At 68.3% G+C, this 17,316-nt stretch carries 15 protein-coding genes; 11 read left to right on the top strand and 4 right to left on the bottom strand.

Features of this window, described 5'->3' with window-relative positions; all coding sequences use genetic code 11:
• Nucleotides 1-43 precede the first annotated feature (43 nt).
• From ACTIL2_RS02905 to ACTIL2_RS02915, 3 genes are read right to left on the bottom strand one after another with little or no spacing between them, the layout of a single operon-like run.
• Nucleotides 44-1,069, bottom strand: coding sequence for an ABC transporter substrate-binding protein (locus ACTIL2_RS02905; protein WP_442335953.1), 1,026 nt, complete (start codon nucleotides 1,067-1,069; stop codon nucleotides 44-46).
• A 36-nt stretch (nucleotides 1,070-1,105) separates the two neighbouring features.
• The gene (locus ACTIL2_RS02910) at nucleotides 1,106-1,885 is read right to left on the bottom strand and encodes an amino acid ABC transporter ATP-binding protein (RefSeq protein WP_442335954.1); all 780 of its coding nucleotides are present in this window, start codon (nucleotides 1,883-1,885) and stop codon (nucleotides 1,106-1,108) included.
• Entirely contained in the window at nucleotides 1,882-2,910 is a 1,029-nt protein-coding gene (locus ACTIL2_RS02915; protein ID WP_442335955.1) for an amino acid ABC transporter permease, read from the bottom strand. The genes ACTIL2_RS02910 and ACTIL2_RS02915 overlap by 4 nt, the downstream gene beginning before the upstream one ends.
• Before the next feature lie 171 nt (nucleotides 2,911-3,081).
• On the opposite strand from ACTIL2_RS02915, the gene ACTIL2_RS02920 reads away from it, so the two are divergent.
• From ACTIL2_RS02920 to ACTIL2_RS02940, 5 genes are all read left to right on the top strand, one after another.
• Nucleotides 3,082-3,747, top strand: a complete 666-nt coding sequence (locus ACTIL2_RS02920; protein WP_442335956.1) for a GNAT family N-acetyltransferase — start codon at nucleotides 3,082-3,084, stop codon at nucleotides 3,745-3,747.
• A 9-nt stretch (nucleotides 3,748-3,756) separates the two neighbouring features.
• Complete coding sequence (locus tag ACTIL2_RS02925; protein ID WP_442335957.1) at nucleotides 3,757-5,028, top strand: MFS transporter; 1,272 nt, start codon at nucleotides 3,757-3,759, stop codon at nucleotides 5,026-5,028.
• Nucleotides 5,029-5,100: 72 nt separating this feature from the next.
• Entirely contained in the window at nucleotides 5,101-5,829 is a 729-nt protein-coding gene (locus tag ACTIL2_RS02930) for a hypothetical protein (protein ID WP_442335958.1), read from the top strand.
• A gap of 80 nt (nucleotides 5,830-5,909) precedes the next feature.
• Nucleotides 5,910-8,207 (top strand): glycoside hydrolase family 3 C-terminal domain-containing protein, encoded by a 2,298-nt coding sequence (locus tag ACTIL2_RS02935; protein WP_442335959.1) that lies wholly within the window; start codon nucleotides 5,910-5,912, stop codon nucleotides 8,205-8,207.
• A gap of 274 nt (nucleotides 8,208-8,481) precedes the next feature.
• Nucleotides 8,482-9,831: a lipase family protein gene (locus ACTIL2_RS02940; RefSeq protein ID WP_442335960.1), complete on the top strand. Its 1,350-nt coding sequence runs from the start codon at nucleotides 8,482-8,484 to the stop codon at nucleotides 9,829-9,831.
• Nucleotides 9,832-9,848: 17 nt separating this feature from the next.
• Here the strand turns inward: ACTIL2_RS02940 and ACTIL2_RS02945 are convergent, their stop codons facing one another.
• Entirely contained in the window at nucleotides 9,849-10,748 is a 900-nt protein-coding gene (locus tag ACTIL2_RS02945; RefSeq protein ID WP_442335961.1) for an SMP-30/gluconolactonase/LRE family protein, read from the bottom strand.
• Between the two features lie 117 nt (nucleotides 10,749-10,865).
• On the opposite strand from ACTIL2_RS02945, the gene ACTIL2_RS02950 reads away from it, so the two are divergent.
• The 6 genes from ACTIL2_RS02950 to ACTIL2_RS02975 are packed head-to-tail and all read left to right on the top strand — an operon-like array spanning nucleotide 10,866 to nucleotide 17,312.
• The gene (locus tag ACTIL2_RS02950) at nucleotides 10,866-11,774 is read left to right on the top strand and encodes an SDR family NAD(P)-dependent oxidoreductase (protein WP_442335962.1); all 909 of its coding nucleotides are present in this window, start codon (nucleotides 10,866-10,868) and stop codon (nucleotides 11,772-11,774) included.
• 1 nt (nucleotide 11,775) lies between these two features.
• Nucleotides 11,776-13,176: an MFS transporter gene (locus ACTIL2_RS02955; RefSeq protein WP_442335963.1), complete on the top strand. Its 1,401-nt coding sequence runs from the start codon at nucleotides 11,776-11,778 to the stop codon at nucleotides 13,174-13,176.
• Nucleotides 13,173-14,678: an AMP-binding protein gene (locus tag ACTIL2_RS02960; RefSeq protein ID WP_442335964.1), complete on the top strand. Its 1,506-nt coding sequence runs from the start codon at nucleotides 13,173-13,175 to the stop codon at nucleotides 14,676-14,678. Before ACTIL2_RS02955 ends, ACTIL2_RS02960 begins: the two co-directional genes overlap by 4 nt.
• Complete coding sequence (locus tag ACTIL2_RS02965; RefSeq protein ID WP_442335965.1) at nucleotides 14,675-15,490, top strand: SDR family oxidoreductase; 816 nt, start codon at nucleotides 14,675-14,677, stop codon at nucleotides 15,488-15,490. The genes ACTIL2_RS02960 and ACTIL2_RS02965 overlap by 4 nt, the downstream gene beginning before the upstream one ends.
• Nucleotides 15,491-15,493: 3 nt before the next feature.
• Nucleotides 15,494-16,633 carry an acetyl-CoA C-acyltransferase gene (locus ACTIL2_RS02970; protein ID WP_442335966.1) on the top strand — a complete coding sequence of 380 codons (1,140 nt, stop codon included), beginning with the start codon at nucleotides 15,494-15,496 and terminating at the stop codon, nucleotides 16,631-16,633.
• A gap of 10 nt (nucleotides 16,634-16,643) precedes the next feature.
• Nucleotides 16,644-17,312: a TetR/AcrR family transcriptional regulator gene (locus ACTIL2_RS02975; protein ID WP_442335967.1), complete on the top strand. Its 669-nt coding sequence runs from the start codon at nucleotides 16,644-16,646 to the stop codon at nucleotides 17,310-17,312.
• Nucleotides 17,313-17,316: the final 4 nt, after the last annotated feature.

Raw genomic sequence — 17,316 nt, forward strand, 5'->3', positions numbered from 1 at the left:
TTCCGCGGCCGCCCGGTGACCGGAGGGTGCAACGCCTGACCGGTCACTCCTGCTCGGGCAGCCCCGGCGGGTTGATCCGGAACTCGTCGACGGCCTCGTCCTCGAGTGCCCAGCGCGACAGGATCTCGTCGTAGGCACCGTTGCGGCCGGCCTCCCCAAGAACGAGGTTGACCGGTTCGACCAGGCCGTTGTCCTTCTTCGTCGCAGCGCCGATATCCGCAGACTCCGGCCATCCACCGGGGACAATGCCTGCCAGTGAGATCTCCCCGGTGTTCGTGGCGGCGAAGGCACCCTGCGCGTTCGGGCCGAAGGTGGCGTCGATCCTCCCCGACGACAACGCCAGTTGCGACGCGGCAGTGTCGTCGTAGTACACCAGCTCGGCCGGCTCCTTGCCGTCCGCCTCGAGTTCGTCGTTCCACCGGAGGAGGACCTCCTCCTGGTTGGTCCCTGAACTCACCGCGATGGTCAGTCCGCTCGTGTCCTCCGCGCCGGTGATGCTCTCATCCCCCCGGTCGAGGTCGGAGTCCTTCTGCACGTAAAAGCCCAGTAGGTCCTGCCGGTAGGTCGCGAAGTCGTAGATCTCCAGTCGTTCCTCGGTGACTGTCACGTTCGACGTGACCACGTCGTATTTCCCGGAGGACACACCCAGGGGCCAGTCCGCCCAGCTCACGGGCACCACGTCGAGTTCCAGGTCGAGACCATCCGCGATGACCTGCGCGAAATCGATCTCACTGCCGAGCGGGGTGGTGCTGTCATCGTCGGCGAACACGCCGAGCGGTGCGGCGCCCAGTGAGGAGGCGACGGTGAGCTTGCCGGGTTCCACCGGTGTGAATCCGCTGTCCTCAAGGGCCTCGACCGCTTCGGGGACCGGGTCGATGCGCGGCCTGTCCTCGGCGTTCTGTGAACTGAGGTCGAATCCCTCAGCGTCGCCGCCGGAACCGGTGGAGGATGCTTCCGTCGGGGAACCCCCACCGCTGCCGGTGGCGGCGTAGATCACCCCGCCGGTGGCGAGGGCGAGGACAACGACGGCCCCGGCGACGACGCCGGTCTGTTTGCGGCTCAGTGCCATGATGGTTCTTCCTGTTCTTCTGGGTTGGGTGGACTCTCAGAGGATGCTGTCGATGAAGCGCCGGGTGCGCTCGTGTGTGGGGTTGTCGAGGACGTCACGCGGGGGACCCTGCTCGACCACCGCACCGTCGGCGAGGAAGACGACCCGGTCGGCGACCTCCCTGGCGAAGGAGATCTCGTGGGTCACGATGACCAGCGTTGTTCCCGACGCGGCCAGCCTGCGGATCACCGCCAGAACCTCACCGACGAGTTCCGGGTCGAGGGCACTGGTCGGCTCGTCGAAGAGCAGGACGTCCGGTTCGAGGGCCAGGGCCCTGGCGATCGCGACGCGTTGCTGCTGCCCGCCGGAGAGTTGGCGCGGGTAGTGGTGCGCTTTGTCGCCGAGTCCGACGTCCCCGAGGAGCTCCGTGGCGCGGGCTGCGGCGTCCGCCTTCGACAGCCGTCGCAGGGCGACGGGGGCCTCGGCGATGTTCTCCGACGCCGTCAGGTGGGGGAAGAGGTTGAAGTTCTGGAAGACTGTGCCGACCCGGGTACGCCGTGTGAGGACTTCCCGTTCCGGAAGTTCGAGCAGGGCGTTTCCCTTGCGCTGGTAGCCGATGTACTCGTCGTCGACGGTCACGGTTCCGGAATCGACGGGTTCGAGGTGGTTGATGGTGCGCAGCAGTGTTGACTTCCCGGATCCGGACGGGCCGATCAAGGCGATGACCTCGCCGGGGGCGATGCGCAGGACGATGTCGTCGAGGACGGTCTGACCGTCGTAGCTCTTGGAGACGCGGGTAATGTCGACCGCTCCCCGGGGTGTGCCTGTCGTGGTCATGGTCGGGACTCCCCCTTGGCGGACTGGTGCGTGGATGCGGGTTCGGGTTCGTCGTCGAGGGAGCGCCACCACGTGGCCACGGTGCGGCGCGCCTTCTGCAACGGTGTCGGTGGGAGTGTGCGCTGCGTGCCCTTGGCGTAGTGGCGTTCCACGTAGTACTGGACGATCGTCAGGGCGGTCGTGAGGATCGCGTACCAGGCGACCGACACCATCAGCAGCGGGATGGGTGTGGACGTTCGGTTGTAGATCACCTGTACCGTGTAGAAGAGTTCGGGCAGGGCGACGATGAACACGACTGACGTCCCCTTGATCTGTCCGATGACCTCGTTGAAGGCATTGGGGACGATCGACCGCGCGGCCTGGGGGAGGATGATCCGGAAGAACCGACGGCTGGCCGGGATCCCGAGTGCGCGGGCGGCCTCCCACTGCCCGCTGTCGACCGAGAGGATTCCGCCGCGGATGATCTCCGACGAGTACGCCGCCTGGTGCAGTGTCAGTCCGAGGGCTGCCGCGAACCAGGCGGAGATCAGTGCGGTGGTGTCGACCTCGGCGATCCAGTGGTTCCCGGTGAACGGGGTCCCGAGACCCAGCGTGGGGTAGAGGTAGCCGAGGTTGTACCAGATCAGGATCTGGACCAGTACCGGAACCGAGCGGAAGAACCAGATGTAGCCGGACGCGGCGGCGTTGAGCACCGCGGATCCGGACAGCCGGAACACGGCGAGTATCCCTCCGAGCACGAAACCGCCGATGATCGTGACGACGGTGAGTTGCAGGGTGAGGACGAGGCCGTCGAGGACCGCCCCGTCGAAGAAGTACCGGGCGAAGACGTCCCAGTGGTAGTTCTCGGTGGTCACCAGAGACCAGGCGAACTGGGCGAGCAGGAAAAGGACGAGGGCGGCTGCGGCCCACCGTCCCCAGTGTCTGCGCGGGGTGACGCGGAGGACGGGTGGATCATCGGCAGGGGCCTGCGGCGGTGCCGGACTGTCAGGGATGGACCGGGTGGTGGACGATGTGGATGTGCTCATGTTCGGTGTTTCCTGTCGCGTGGTGGTGGGACCGTGGGTGGTGTGACGGTCACGAGAGTGGAATGAACGATATGGTCACGCGGGTGCCGCCGACAAGATTCACGCGCTCTACGTTTCGTTCAGAGTGAAACACCTGTTCGCCGGAGGTTTCGGGGCGCTACGATCGCTGGCATGGCAGATGAGATCATCGTTGCCCGGATCGACTCGCCCGAGGCGGAGGCCCTGGTCGAGGAACTGGACCACGAGTACACCACCCGGTACGAGGACTACGAAGGCTTCGACAAACCCGAGGACGCCCCCGAGGAGCTCGAGCTTTTCCCGCCGCTGGTCTTCGAGGAACCGTACGGCACGCTGCTGCTCGTCCGGCGGGACGGGCAGAGCATTGCCGGTGGCGCCTTCATGTACCTCGACGACGACACCGCCGAGGTCAAGCGGGTGTGGACGGCGTCGTCCCACCGTCGTCAGGGACTGTCACGCACCGTCATGCACGCACTCGAGGAGGAGGCGGCGCGACGCGGCTACCGGGGGATCTACCTGACCACCGGCCCCCGCCAGCCCGAGGCGGCGAACCTCTACGTCGCCCTCGGGTACACCCCGCTGTTCGACCTGCAGGCCGACCCGGAGGACGTGGTCCACCTGGCCTTCGAGAAGGTCATCGGTCCCGGTGGTGGTGTGGTGCTGGGCAGCGCGGCGGACGTGGAGAGGGCGAAGCTCCAGCGCGACGCCGTGGAACGGACCTACGTCTGGCGGCCGCGTCCCGAGATACGGCTCATCGACGGCGAGCCGACCCGGGTCCGGGAGCCCGAGGTGCCGCACGCGTCCGGGCACAGCCTCTAGCATGGGAGGGTGACCTCCTCCTCCGGCCAGAATCCCCGCCCCACCACGCGTCCGGCCACCGGCCGATCACTGGCGGCGGCGGCCTACACCTTCACCGTGGTGATGATGGGCACCACCATGCCCACCCCGCTGTACCCCACCCTGTCGGCGGCTTTCGGGTTCGGGGACGCGGCCACCACCGTGCTGTTCGCCGTCTACGCCATCGGTGTGGTCGCCGGACTGGTGATCTTCGGCAGGCTCTCCGAGACACTGGGCCGCCGGCCCGTGCTTGCCGTCGCGCTCGTGCTGTCCATGGTCTCCGCGCTGCTCTTCCTCGTCGCTGGGTGGCCCACCAGTGGTTCCGGGGCGTCGGCGACCGGTGGCAGTGACCTGGGCCTGGTGCTGATGTACATCGGCCGGGTCCTGTCCGGCCTCGCCGCGGGGATCTTCACCTCCACCGGCACCGTCACCGTGATGGAGAACGCCCCGGTGGGGCGGGAGACCCTGGCGGGGGCCGTCGCCACCGCCGCGAACATCGGCGGACTGGGATTGGGCGTCCTGATGGCGGGCGTGGTGGCGTCCTGGGTGGGTGGTCCGCTGACCAGCCCGTTCATCGTCCACGCTGTCCTGCTGGCGCTGGCGGCCGTGCTGCTTCCCACGGTCCGCGACCGGGTGACGCGCGACCGGGCGGTCGGGTGGCTGCCACGGCCCCAGGTTCCCGGGATGCCTGCACCGGCCCGCCGGCTCTTCGCCGCCGCGCTGCCGGGCACCATCGCTGGGTACACGGTCTGCGGCCTGTACTCGTCGGTCGCGCCGAACTTCATGGCGAATGAGCTGGGGATCAGCTCGGCGGCGACGATAGGGCTGGTCGCGGGCTCGTTGTTCATCGCGTCGGCGGCCGGGCAGATCGTGCTGCGTGACCTGTCGAACCGCACCCTGATGGCCGGCGGCACGGTCCTTCTGATCCTCTGCGCCGCGCTGCTGGTCGCCGCCGTGGAGGTCGGGACGCTGCCCCTGCTGATGGCGTCCTCCATCGTCGGCGGGATCGGGCAGGGCATGGTGCTGATGACCGGGATCCGCGCGTTGACGTCCACCGTTGAGCCCGGCGAACGGACGGCGGTGACCACGTCCTTCTTCATCGTCGGCTACCTTTCCCTGACTGTTCCGGCGATGCTGGCCGGTCTGTTGACCATCCCGCTCGGCCTGGTGGGATCCACGGTGGCCTTCTGCGTGGTCACGGTGCTTCTCGCGGCGGCGGGACTGGTGCTGGCGGGGCGTTTCGGTGAAAGCCGCCCGCGGTAGTTTCCACCCTGATACCGTTGGGGCAGCCGCGGCGAGGGGCCGCGGCACACCTACATCACAGGGGGAACCGTCATGGACGGACTCATACCGGATTTCGCCGGTCCCAACCAGCTTCCGCTGGCCATCGGAGCCGCGAGAAAGCCCTGGCCGGGCGGGGAGATGAAAGGGGAGATCGTGGACTGCGGCCTGGTGCCGGGATGCCCGCCGCACATCAGGGGGCTCAGCAACTTCTGCTTCGGGCTGCCCATGGTCACCGGGGACGTGGTCGAGACAGCGCCGGTGGAGAAGCGGACCATGAGGGCACGGAAGGGTGGGAGGGGCCGGAGGAAATCGGACTGGGGGGACAGTGCGGACCTCGGTGAGCTGGTCATGGTGACCAGGGTCCGGGCGCTGGTACCCGGCGTGCTGGCGGTGGTCGACGGGTGCAGTGAACAGAGCCGTCGCGAGAGCCCCGGCCCCGGGTTGCGAGGGCGTTTCGTCCCGCATGACGGCACCCCGGCACCCGCCGGTGCATCCGGTTACGCGGCGACGGTGCCGGGGACGACCATCGCCGATGGGATCGTCGAGGAATGGTGGCTGGATGTTGTGTCGACGCTCACTGCCGCGGGGTGCGACATCATCGAGACCGACGGCGACCGGATCATGGCGTTCTGGGGATGGCGGGACTGCCGCGACCTGGTGCAGGACGCGTGCCTCGCCGCGGGTTTCCCGGCTGACCGGACGCAGACCCTGGACTGGGACGACAGGGCGGCGGTGCTGGGGGAGTACATGAGGATGAAGCTGCGTCCGAAAGCGATCTGACGGCCGCGCCGGGTAAAGATGTGACCCCCGTCACCCCCGCTGTCGGCAGGTGGCACGCGGACGCACGTAGAAAGGGAGGTATGAGTGACCAGACTCCCGACTCCACCTCCGCAGACATCGCCTCCCTCCCCACCGGGACCCGCGCCGGGCTCGGCTCCGGGTCGAACTTCTGGGGGACGAAGGACACCGCGTCCGTACCCTCCATCACCATGACCGACGGGCCCCACGGCCTGCGCAAACAGACCGGTTCCGCCGACCACCTCGGACTGTCCGGCAGTGAGCCCGCCACCTGCTTCCCGCCGGCGGCCGGCCTGGGCCAGAGCTGGGACCCGGCGCTCGTCGAACAGGTCGGTCACGCGCTCGCCCACGAGGCGCAGGCCGCTGACGTGCAGGTCCTTCTGGGGCCGGGGGTGAACATCAAGCGTTCCCCCCTGGGCGGACGCAATTTCGAGTACTACTCCGAGGACCCCCACCTCGCAGGCAGTCTCGGTACCGCCTGGGTCGCCGGCCTGCAGGACGGCGGCGTCGGAGCCTCCCTCAAGCACTTCGCCCTGAACAACCAGGAGGACGACCGGATGCGCGTCAGCGCCGACGTTGACCCGCGTCCCCTCCGCGAGGTCTACCTGCGGGCCTTCCGGAAGATCGTGGAGGACGCCCAGCCTTGGACCGTGATGTGCTCCTACAACGCCGTCAACGGGGTGCCAGTCCGGCACAGCCGCTTCCTGCTCACCGACGTCCTGCGCGGCGAGTGGGGGTTCCAGGGGGCGGTGGTCTCCGACTGGGGCGCGGTCGGCGGCCGCGTCGACGCCGTGAAAGCCGGCCTTGACCTGCAGATGCCCTATGACGGCGGAGCGGCGGACGCACAGGTCGTCGCCGCCGTGGAGGACGGTTCGCTGGATGAGGAGGATGTCACGCTCGCCGCGTCCCGTGCCGCCGCGCTGGCCCGCAGGGGCCGTGAACAGCACCGGGAGGACGTGACCTTCGGTGACGCGGAGGCGGGGAATCACCATGACCTCGCGCGCCGTGCCGCAGCCCAGTCCATTGTGCTGCTGAAGAATGACGGGGCGGACGGCCGCCACGTCCTGCCCATCGATGCCAAGGGGGTCACCGGGTCGGTGGCCGTGGTCGGCGCTTTCGCCACCGAGCCGCGCTACCAGGGCGGCGGGTCCTCCCACGTCAACCCCACGCGCCTCGATGTCCCGCTCGACGAACTGAAGGAACGGCTCGCCGCGCCGGTCACCTTCGCACGCGGCTTCACCACGGACGGCTCCGGGGACGCCACCGCCCTGCTGGACGAGGCGGTCGAGGACGCGCGCCACGCCGATATCGTCGTCCTCTTCCTGGGCCTCGCCGCCGACCAGGAATCCGAGGGCTTCGACCGCACCGGCATCGACCTGCCCGCCGAGCAACTGGAGGTGCTCGCCGCGGTGCGCCAGGTGAACCCGCGGGTCGCGGTCGTCCTCTCCCACGGTGGGGCACTGTCCGTCGGCGAGGTCACCGACTACGCCGGTGCGATCCTCGACGGCAACCTGCTCGGCCAGGGCGGCGGTGCCGCCATCGCCGACGCGCTGACCGGTGCGGTGAACCCGTCCGGCAAGCTCACCGAGACGCTGCCCGTGCGGCTGGAGGACAACCCGGCCTACCTGGACTTCCCCGGGGAGCACGGGCATGTCCGGTACGCGGAGGGCCTGTTCGTGGGCTACCGCTGGTACGACGCACGCAGCCTGCAGGTCACCTACCCCTTCGGTCACGGCCTGTCCTACACCACCTTCGGGTACAGCGAGATCTACGGCCAGGCGGACGACGACGGCGACGGCATCACGGTCACGGTCACGGTGACGAACACGGGCAACCGCGCAGGACGCGAGGTCGTCCAGGCCTATGTCTCCGTGCCCGAATCCTCGCAGGTGAGGGTTCCCCGGGCACTCGCCGGATTCGGTTCGGTGACCCTGGAGCCCGGTGAGCAGGAGGAGGTGGAGATCCACCTGGACCGCCGCGACCTGGAGTACTGGGATACGCGGGTGGGACGCTTCGTGCTGGAACCCGGGCTCTACGATGTGCATCTGGGATCGTCCTCGCGTGACCTGCGGGGCGCGGTGGAAGTCGAGCTGGAGGGAGAACAGGTGCACGTCCCGCTGACGCTGGACTCCTCGATGGCGGAGGCGATGGCGAACCCGGTCGTCGCCGAGGCCATCGGCGGGGCTCTGGGCGGTCTCCCCGGAGGTGGCGGCGACAGCGATGGCGACGGGTCCGCGATGGGCGTGGACATGGAGAGGATGATGGGCAGCATCCCGCTGGACCGCATCGTCGGGTTCGCGGGTGGCCAGGTCTCCGCCGATCAGATCGAGCAGCTGCTGGAGGCCGCCAACGACCGGTAGGAGTGATCCGCGCAAACCCAGCAACGAAGCTGTGTATGTACCTATAGCGTTTAAGGTCGTGATTGTCGGGGACACGACCGCGCGAGGGCCGGGGGCTGCGGGAACCTGCGGAGCAAAGCCGCAGGTGGGTTTCGTTGCCAATAAAATTACACTGCTGTAACCAACGTTGCTCCACGTGACTGATCGATGCAGGGATACGGTCCTCTCTACCGACATCAAGAGCAGAGGACACATGGCATTCACAGTCAGAGGGACCGGTAAGACTCAGAGACCAGTGCAGTGGGGGAGGTCGATCGCCGCCGCTCTCCTGGCGCCCGCACTGGGATTCCCTGCCGCGACCACGGTGGTCACCGCACCGGCGGCCCACGGGGGAGTGGCTGCCGGGGAGAACATCGAGACCGTCCGGGAGGACGCCCCCTTCTTCGCCGTCCCGGATGCGGCAACCCTCGCGGCGTCCTCGCCCGGAACACCGCTGAAGGTCCGTCAACTTCCGCTGCACGTCGCCGAGTTCGCCACACCGCTGCAGGTCACGCAGGTGCAGCACCGGACGACGAACACGCTGGGTGCCCCGTCCGCCGCGGTGACCAGCGTCATCCACCCACCGGAGGATGTTCCCGGGCTCACCCCCACCGGCAACACCGTGATGTACGCCAGCTTCTACGATTCCATGGACCCGCAGGACGGGCCGTCCCGTGCCCTGTCCGGCACCGTCACCGAGGGCGGGCAGATCGTCACCGTCGAGATGGCGTTCATCGCTCCGTTACTGGCCAGCGGCCATACCGTGGTGGTTCCGGACATCCAGGGCGAGGAGGGGATCTTCGCCGCCGGCCCGGAGTACGGCCAGATCATCCTCGACGGGCTCCGCGCGTCCCACCGCACGCCGGAGGCCGGGGTCGATCCGGACGCGCCGACCGCCCTGACCGGCTACTCCGGTGGTTCCATCGGCGCGGGGTGGGCGTCGATCATCGCGCCGGAGTACGCCCCCGAGATCGCCCCGCACATCGTCGGCGTGGCCCAGGGCGGGACGATGGTCCGTCCGGAGCACAACCTCTTCTACGCCGCCGAGGGCAGTGGCTGGTCCGGTGTGGTCGGCATGGCGATCGTAGGGATGACCAGGGCGTACGGGATCGACATGGACCCGTACCTCACCGAGTACGGCAAAGAGATCACCCGGCAGCTCGACCGGGTGGCCATCGGCGACGCCTCCGACCGTTTCGAGCACCTGCGGTGGGAGGAGATCGTGCTGCCCGAGTACCCAGACATCGACTCGATCCCCGAGGTCAAGGCGATGCTGGATGACACGAACATGGCCCTGCGTCCCGCGCCGGGCTCCCCGCAGCTCCTCGTCCAGGCCGGGGGAGGGGAGTCGGAGAACACCCCGCCGCACCCGGAGTACGGCGACGGCGACGGGGTGATGCTGCTCGGCGACACGCGCACGCTGGCCCGGAAGTACTGCGGGGCGGGGACGCCGGTGGACTACCGCGAGATTCCTGAGGGCGGGCACGCGCTGGGCGGAGCCGCGTGGGCGGCGCAGATGGTGCCGTGGGTCAATGACCGCTTCACCGGGGTGGCTGCCCCCTCGACCTGCGGTTCTGTACCGGCGGGGAACCCGCTGACGGACTGACCGGCCGAGGCCGGGGCTCAGGGACGCCCGGCATGCGCCGCGCTGACACGGGTGAAGCGGACCGTTGCCTCCGTCGTTGCCGAGCGCGCCGCCGCATCGGAGTCCGGTGCGCAGCACAGGAACAGGTCCTTTCCGTCCGGGCCACCCGGCATGCACGCGAACGCCGGGGAACCGGCATCCACGCGGTCGAGGATCTCCCCGCCCTCCGCGACGAGAAGAGTCGGGCCGCCCAGGGCGTCGGCGACCCACAGATTGCCGTCGGTGTCCGCGCCGCAGCCGTCGGGGGCCACCACGGCATTGGCCGTGGCGTCCCCCAGGGCCAGCGACGTCGGTAGGGGTCCGAAAACCGCCCAGTCGCGGCGGGGTCCGAGCGCGCCGTCCGCTGCGATGTCGAATGCGCTGATGCGGTTGCCGAAAGTCTCGTTGACCAGCAGCGTCCTGCCGTCCGGCGTGATGGTGCTCCCGTTGGGGAAGTACAGTTCCCCGGCGACGGCACGGCAGGTTCCGTCCGTCCCGACCAGGACCAGCGCGGCGGTGGTCACGTCCTCACCGCCCATGAAGTCGAATCCGAAGTTGCCGACGTAGGCGCGACCGTCCGCGTCGACGACCATGTCGTTGAGGTGTCCGGTGGCCAGATCGCTGAGGTCAGCGTGCTCGACGACGGTTCCGTCGGCCTCCCGCCGCAGCACCCTCCGGTCCTTCATGGAGACGCAGAGGAGACGTCCGTCCGGCAACCAACCCAGACCGGCGGGCTGCCCAGGTACCTCCAGTTCGGTGCGCAGGCCGGATCCGTCCGCGGCCATGGAGAGCACGCGGTGGCCGTAGAAGTCGGCGAAGTACCAGCGGTCGCCGTGCCAGCGGGGGCACTCGGTGAAGTTGAGGTCGGACAGAACGGTTCGGACTCTGGTTTCCACCATGAACCGAGCATAACCCCAACTCCGCCGAAAGAGCTATGCATTGCAAAAGCTTGACATCATGCGACCTGGGTCACATAATACGGAGACGTATTGCTGGTAGACGTCGAAAGGACAGACATGAACGGGTTCAAGGACAGGGTCGCGGTAGTGACCGGTGCCGGAGGCGGACTGGGTCGGGCCCACGCGCTGGCGCTCGCCGGACGCGGGGTGAAGGTCGTGGTGAACGACCTCGGGAACGCCGACGCCGTCGTCGACGAGATCACCGGGGCCGGCGGTGAAGCCGTCGCCGACACCGCCGATGTGTCCGACGTCGACGCCACCTCCGCAATGATCGAGGACACCGTGCGGCGGTGGGGCCGGATCGACATCCTCATCAACAACGCCGGAATCCTCCGGGACAAGAGCTTCGCGAAGATGGACCTCGCTGATTTCCGCAAAGTCGTCGACGTGCACCTCATGGGCTCGGTGAACTGCACGAAGGCAGCCTGGCCCCACATGATCGAGCAGGGCTACGGCCGCGTCCTGATGACGACCTCCGCCTCGGGGATCTACGGGAACTTCGGCCAGGCCAACTACGGTGCGGCGAAATCCGGCCTGGTCGGGCTGACCAACGTGCTCGCCATCGAGGGTTCCCGCAAGGGCATCAAGGTCAATGCACTCGCACCCACAGCAGCCACCAGCATGACCGACGGGCTGATCGACGAGGACGCCGCAGCCCACCTCGGCCCGGAAACCGTCGCCCCGGGGGCCGTCTTCCTGGTGTCGGACGATGCCCCCACCGGGGTGATCCTCGGTGCCGGCGCCGGGGTCTTCGCCGTCTCCCGCATGATCGAGGCCGATCCGGTGGCGCTCGCCCCCGGTGAGTGCACCGCCGAGGGGATCGCGGCCCGCTGGGACGAGATCTCGGACCTCGGCAACCCCCACAGCCTCGGTTCCGCCTTCGACCAGACCTCACTGTACGTCCGCACGGCGGCCGGCCCGGATGGCGCCGCGAAACGTCCCGGTACCGGGGAAGGGGTGCACTGACATGGCGGTCACCACCCACGGGGCGAGCACGGGGGCGCCCGCGGTCCACGGCATCGCCACCCGCAAGGCCATGTTCCGGCTCCTGCCGATCCTGTGCCTCACCTACTTCATGGCCTACGTGGACCGGACGAACATCTCACTGGCGAAAACCCACCTCGAGGCGGATGTGGGGATCAGCGTCGGGGCCTTCGGCCTCGGGGCCGGCCTCTTCTTCCTCACCTACGCGCTCCTCGAGGTCCCGAGCAACATCATCATGTACCGGGTGGGGCCGCGGAAATGGATCGCCCGCATCGCCGTCAGCTGGGGCGCCGTCACCGCACTGATGATGTTCATCAACAACGACATCACGTTCTACATCATGCGCATGCTCCTCGGTGCCGCCGAAGCTGGTCTGTACCCGGCGATGATGTTCATGGTCACCCAGTGGTTCAGCCAGAAGGACCGCGGCGTCGCCGTCGGCTACCTCTACGTGTCGGCCGCCTTCGGGATCCTCTTCGGTGCACCGTTCAGCGGTGCGCTGCTGGGGATGCAGGACGTCGGCGGGCTGCACGGCTGGCAGTGGATGTTCCTCATCGAGGGCATCATCACGATCATCATCGGGCTCGTGATCTACCTCTTCCTCCCCGATAACCCGCGGGATGCGGACTGGCTCGACGGTGACGAGGCCGAGGCGTTGGAGGACGCCGCCACCGGCGGCAACGAGGCCCATGAGCGGCACTCCATGAAGGGCAACATGATGACGGCCTTCGGGCGTCCGTTCATCGTCCTGGTCGGTGTCATCTACTTCCTCAACCAGGTCTCCAACAACGGCGTGGGGTTCAACGTCCCCTCGATCATCGGGCGGATGAACGTCACCTCCTCGTTCCTGGTCGGCATCCTGAGTGGCGTCCTGGGCCTGGGTGCGCTGTTCGGCGTCCTGCTGATCCCCCGGATCGCCAAACGTATGGCGAGTGAGTCGACCTTGATCGGGGTGCTCGCCCTGGGCTGCGCGGTCTTCGCGGGACTGTTCCTGGTCACTGACTCCCCGGTGATCCAGATCATCCTCATCGGGATCCTGGGTTTCCTGTTGAACGGGACGCTCCCGCTCTTCTGGTCCGTGGCGATGCCGCGGATGACCGGGCTCATGGCGGCTGCGGGCCTCGCATTCATCAACACCGTCGGACTGGTCGGCGGGTTCGTGGGGCCGTACATCTTCGGCCTGCTGGAAACCCGTTCCGGCACCCCAGTCACCGGTTTCTACGTGGTGATCGTGATCTCCCTGCTGGGTGCTGCCCTCGTTGTGCCGCTCAGGAAGGCGTTGCGACGCGCGGACCGTGAGATGGAGCAGGAGGCTGAGGCGGCGAAGGAGGCCACGGCGGACCAGACGGACCAGAAGGACCACGAGAAGGAGGAGAACCAGTGATACACGAACCCGACGAAGGATTCCCGCTCAGCGAGATCCCGCGGACCTACGCGGAACAGCAGCCGGACGCCGTGGCGGTCCGTGCCGGCGGCCGCGAACTGACCTGGCGGGAGCTCCACCGGGACAGCAACCGCGTCGCCAGAGGTCTCATCGCAGCAGGTGCGGAGCCGGGGAGGATTGTTTCCCTGCTGCTCACCAACACCACCGACCTCATCGTGGCCGTCTTCGCCTGTTACCGGGCGGGGGCGAGCCCGCAGGTCCTGTCGACGCGGTTGACCCCCCACGAACTCTCCGGCATCCTCGCCCTCGGACAACCCGCGGCCGTCGTGGTCGAGGACGGGGCGGACGCCCCTGAGGTGGCCGCCACGGTCGCCACGGTCGCCGGACTCGCCGTCGATGACGGTGAACCGCGCAGCTCCGGGGACCTGGAGCCCAGGATCGCGGATGCGTGGAAGGCCCCCACCTCCGGCGGGTCGACCGGGAGGCCGAAGATCATCCTCTCCGGACGCTCCGCGGTCACCTCGCTCCACGACGCCGGCGGGTGGGGGATCGGCCCGGCGGAACGCTCGCTGCTGACCGCCCCGTTGTTCCACAATGCCCCGTTCTCCACGGCTCTGACCACCCTCTTCCGCGGAGGAAGTGTGTCCCTGCTCGCCAGGTTCGACGCGGAGACCACCCTCGCCGAGATCGACGACTTCGGGGCGACCTGGGTCTACCTGGTGCCGACGATGATGCGCCGGATCCTCGCCCTGCCCGGGGAGGTCCGGGAGTCCTACTCGCTCGCCTCGGTGCGGTCGTTCTGGCACTGTGCGGAACCCTGCCCACCGGCGGTGAAGCGGCAGTGGATCGAATGGGTGGGCGCCGACCGCATCTGGGAGCTCTACGCCGGCACCGAGGCGGAGGCCGGTTGCACCATCCGCGGGGACGAGTGGGTGGAGCACCCGGGCTCGGTCGGGCGCGTCGCCTGGGGGAACCTGGCACTCGTCGGCGACGACGGCGAGGAGATCACCCGTCCCGGCGTCCCCGGTGAGATCTACACCCGGGTACTGCCCGGTGACGGCCCCTCGTACCACTACATCGGTGCCGAACCGCGGACGAACGGGGCGTGGTCCTCGCTCGGAGACATGGGCGAGCTCGACGCCGACGGCTACCTCTACCTCCACGACCGCAGTTCGGACATGGTGACCGTCGGTGGTGTGAACATCTACCCCGCCGAGGTTGAGGCGGCGCTGATGGAGCACCCGCGGGTGCTCGTGGCCGTGGTCATCGGTATGCCCGACAAGGACACCGGCAACCGGCTGCACGCGATCATCAACACCACCGGGGGCGAGGTCACCGACCGGGAACTGACACAGTTCCTCACCGGCCGGCTGTCGCGCAATAAACTGCCGAGGACGTATGAGACGGTCAGCGAACCACTCCGGGATGACGCGGGCAAGGTCCGTCGGCCGGCACTGCGCGCGGCCCGCGTCCCCACCGACGACCCCAGAAAGGCATCATGACGAACGCAGAACTCTTCGACATCTCCGGGCGCACCGTCCTCATCACCGGCGGTGCACGCGGTATCGGCAGGATGATCGCCGAGGGACTCCTGAGGGCAGGAGCCACGGTCCTCGTCTCCACCCGCAAGTCCGGTGACGCGGAGGAGGTGCAGCAGGCCCTGGCCGAGCACGGGACCATCCACGCGATCACCGCCGACATTGCCACGGAGGAGGGGTGCGCTGAACTCGCGGAGCAGGTCCGGGGACACACCGACGGCCTTGACGCGCTGGTGAACAATGCCGGGGCGACCTGGGGCGCCTCCTTCGACGAGTTCCCCGCGGCCGCCTGGGACAAGGTCCTCGGCGTGAACGTCAAGACGCCGTTCGTCCTCGCACAACTGCTGCGCCCGTTGCTGGAGGCGGGGGGCGGGGCCGGTCCGTCCCGCATCATCAACATCGGCTCGATAGACGGCCTGGCCGTGCCCAACTACGAGAACTACTCCTACTCGGCGTCCAAGGCGGCGATCCACCACCTGACCAAGCACATGGCCGCCACCCTGGCCCCGTCAATACTGGTGAACAACATCGCGCCGGGGCCCTTCCCCACGAAGATGATGACGTGGCTCATCGAGGAACGCGGTGAGGAGATGCGCAGGGCCAACCCCCTGGGACGACTCGGGCAGTCCGAGGACATCACGGGTCTCGTGACCTTCCTGCTCTCTCCGGCGAGCTCCTTCATCACCGGCACCACCATCCCCCTCGACGGAGGGCTGACCAGCACAATGTCCGTCGCCATGTTCGACCCGAACGACCCGACCAGCAAGGAGAACTGAATCATGAGAGAAGCAGTGGTGGTTTCCACCGCCCGCACCCCGATCGGCCGTGCCTACAAGGGTGCCTTCAAGGACACCCAGGGCCAGGAACTGGCCGGTCTGGCGATCGCCGCCGCCGTGGAGCGCGCCGGCGTCGGGCTGGCCGAGGTGGAGGAGGTCATCCTCGGTTGCGCCATGCAGGAGGGCTCCACCGGCTTCAACGTCGCACGTCAGGCAGCGCTGCGCGCCGGATTGCCGGTGTCCGTGCCCGGCATGACCGTGGACCGGCAGTGTGCGTCGGGCCTGATGGCCGTGGCGACCGCGGCGAAGGAGATCATGGTCGACGGACTGCAGGTCGCCGTCGGCGGTGGTGTGGAGTCGATCAGCCTGGTGCAGAACGAGCACCGCAACTCCTACCGGGCCGTGGATCCGTGGCTGCAGGAGAACGGGCACGATGTCTACATCCCGATGCTGCAGACCGCGGAGAACGTCGCGGAACGCTACGGTGTCTCCCGCGACGCGCAGGACGAGTACGCGCTGGAGTCTCAGCGCCGCACGGCGGAAGCGCAGGAGGCGGGCCTGTTCGACAGTGAGATCATCCCCGTCGGCGGACTCTCGGTCGACGAAGGGAACCGCCCGGGCACCACTGCCGAGGGCCTGGCGACGCTGAAGGCGGTGCTGCCGGACCGTCCGGGTCACGACGCCACCATCTCGGCGGGGAACGCCTCCCAGCTCTCGGACGGTGCGGCCGCGGTCGTGCTCATGGAGAAGGAGGAGGCCACGCGCCGCGGACTGGAACCCCTGGGGACCTACCGTGGCATCGCCGTCGCCGGCTGCGAGCCGGACGAGATGGGGATCGGCCCCGTCCACGCCGTGCCGAAGCTGCTGGAGCAGCACGGACTCACCGTGGATGACATCGATCTCTGGGAGCTCAACGAGGCCTTCGCCTCCCAGGCCGTGTACTGCCGCGACCGGCTGGGCATCGACCCGGGGAAGTACAACGTCAACGGTGGTGCCATCGCCATCGGACACCCCTACGGCATGAGCGGCGCACGGATGGTCGGTCACGTCCTGCGGGAGGGACGCCGCCGCGGCGCCCGCTACGTCGTCGTCACGATGTGCATCGGGGGAGGGATGGGCGCGGCAGGACTGTTCGAACTCTAGACTGAGGAGGATGAGTAACGAGACGTTCGGTGTTGATCCGGCAGCGCATGGCACGGCGCGCTCGAAGATCCTCGATGCCGCCGCCGCGGTGTTCCAGGAAGAGGGATTCGAGCGGGCGACCACCGACGACATCGCGGACCGGCTCGGTGCGACGAAGGGACGGGTGTACTACTACTTCCGGACCAAGTTCGACATCTACCTCGCGGTGTACGAGGAGGGTATGCGCCGGGCAACCGGGACGGTCGAGCCGCTGGCCACCGGACCAGGTACGGGTAGCCAGCGGCTGACCGCGATGTGCCTCCGGCACCTGGAGAACCTCATGTCAGCCCCGGGGTACCACGACGTCATCTCCCAGGGTGTCGTCGCACGCAGGTCCACCGCACTCAAGGAACGCCAGCGTGAGGCGCTCTCCGCACTGAACGGGACCCGGCGCCGGTACGAGGAGATGTTCCGGGACGTGGTGACCCAGGGTATGGAGGACGGGACGCTCCGGTCCGGTGACGCACGGTTGGCGGTGCGGGTGCTGCTCAGCAGCATGAACAGCACCGCCATGTGGTTCCGGCCCCGCGAGGGCCAGGATGCCGGGGAGCTCGGCGATCTCGCGGAGGGGATCGTGGCCCTCGTCCTCGACGGTCTGCGTCCCGCAGGAAAGACCCCGCAGGAAAGACATAGTACATAGTCAG

This window comes from Corynebacterium sp. (assembly GCF_052107835.1).
In the GTDB taxonomy this organism is placed as follows: Bacteria; Actinomycetota; Actinomycetes; order Mycobacteriales; family Mycobacteriaceae; genus Corynebacterium.

Excerpts from the sequence above, each read along its gene's own strand:
- ACTIL2_RS02905 (WP_442335953.1), bottom strand. The coding sequence starts at position 1,069 with ATGGCACTGAGCCGCAAACAGACCGGCGTCGTCGCCGGGGCCGTCGTT.
- ACTIL2_RS02910 (WP_442335954.1), bottom strand. The coding sequence starts at position 1,885 with ATGACCACGACAGGCACACCCCGGGGAGCGGTCGACATTACCCGCGTC.
- ACTIL2_RS02915 (WP_442335955.1), bottom strand. The coding sequence starts at position 2,910 with ATGAGCACATCCACATCGTCCACCACCCGGTCCATCCCTGACAGTCCG.
- ACTIL2_RS02920 (WP_442335956.1), top strand. The coding sequence starts at position 3,082 with ATGGCAGATGAGATCATCGTTGCCCGGATCGACTCGCCCGAGGCGGAG.
- ACTIL2_RS02930 (WP_442335958.1), top strand. The coding sequence starts at position 5,101 with ATGGACGGACTCATACCGGATTTCGCCGGTCCCAACCAGCTTCCGCTG.
- ACTIL2_RS02935 (WP_442335959.1), top strand. The coding sequence starts at position 5,910 with ATGAGTGACCAGACTCCCGACTCCACCTCCGCAGACATCGCCTCCCTC.
- ACTIL2_RS02945 (WP_442335961.1), bottom strand. The coding sequence starts at position 10,748 with ATGGTGGAAACCAGAGTCCGAACCGTTCTGTCCGACCTCAACTTCACC.
- ACTIL2_RS02950 (WP_442335962.1), top strand. The coding sequence starts at position 10,866 with ATGAACGGGTTCAAGGACAGGGTCGCGGTAGTGACCGGTGCCGGAGGC.
- ACTIL2_RS02955 (WP_442335963.1), top strand. The coding sequence starts at position 11,776 with ATGGCGGTCACCACCCACGGGGCGAGCACGGGGGCGCCCGCGGTCCAC.
- ACTIL2_RS02965 (WP_442335965.1), top strand. The coding sequence starts at position 14,675 with ATGACGAACGCAGAACTCTTCGACATCTCCGGGCGCACCGTCCTCATC.
- ACTIL2_RS02970 (WP_442335966.1), top strand. The coding sequence starts at position 15,494 with ATGAGAGAAGCAGTGGTGGTTTCCACCGCCCGCACCCCGATCGGCCGT.
- ACTIL2_RS02975 (WP_442335967.1), top strand. The coding sequence starts at position 16,644 with ATGAGTAACGAGACGTTCGGTGTTGATCCGGCAGCGCATGGCACGGCG.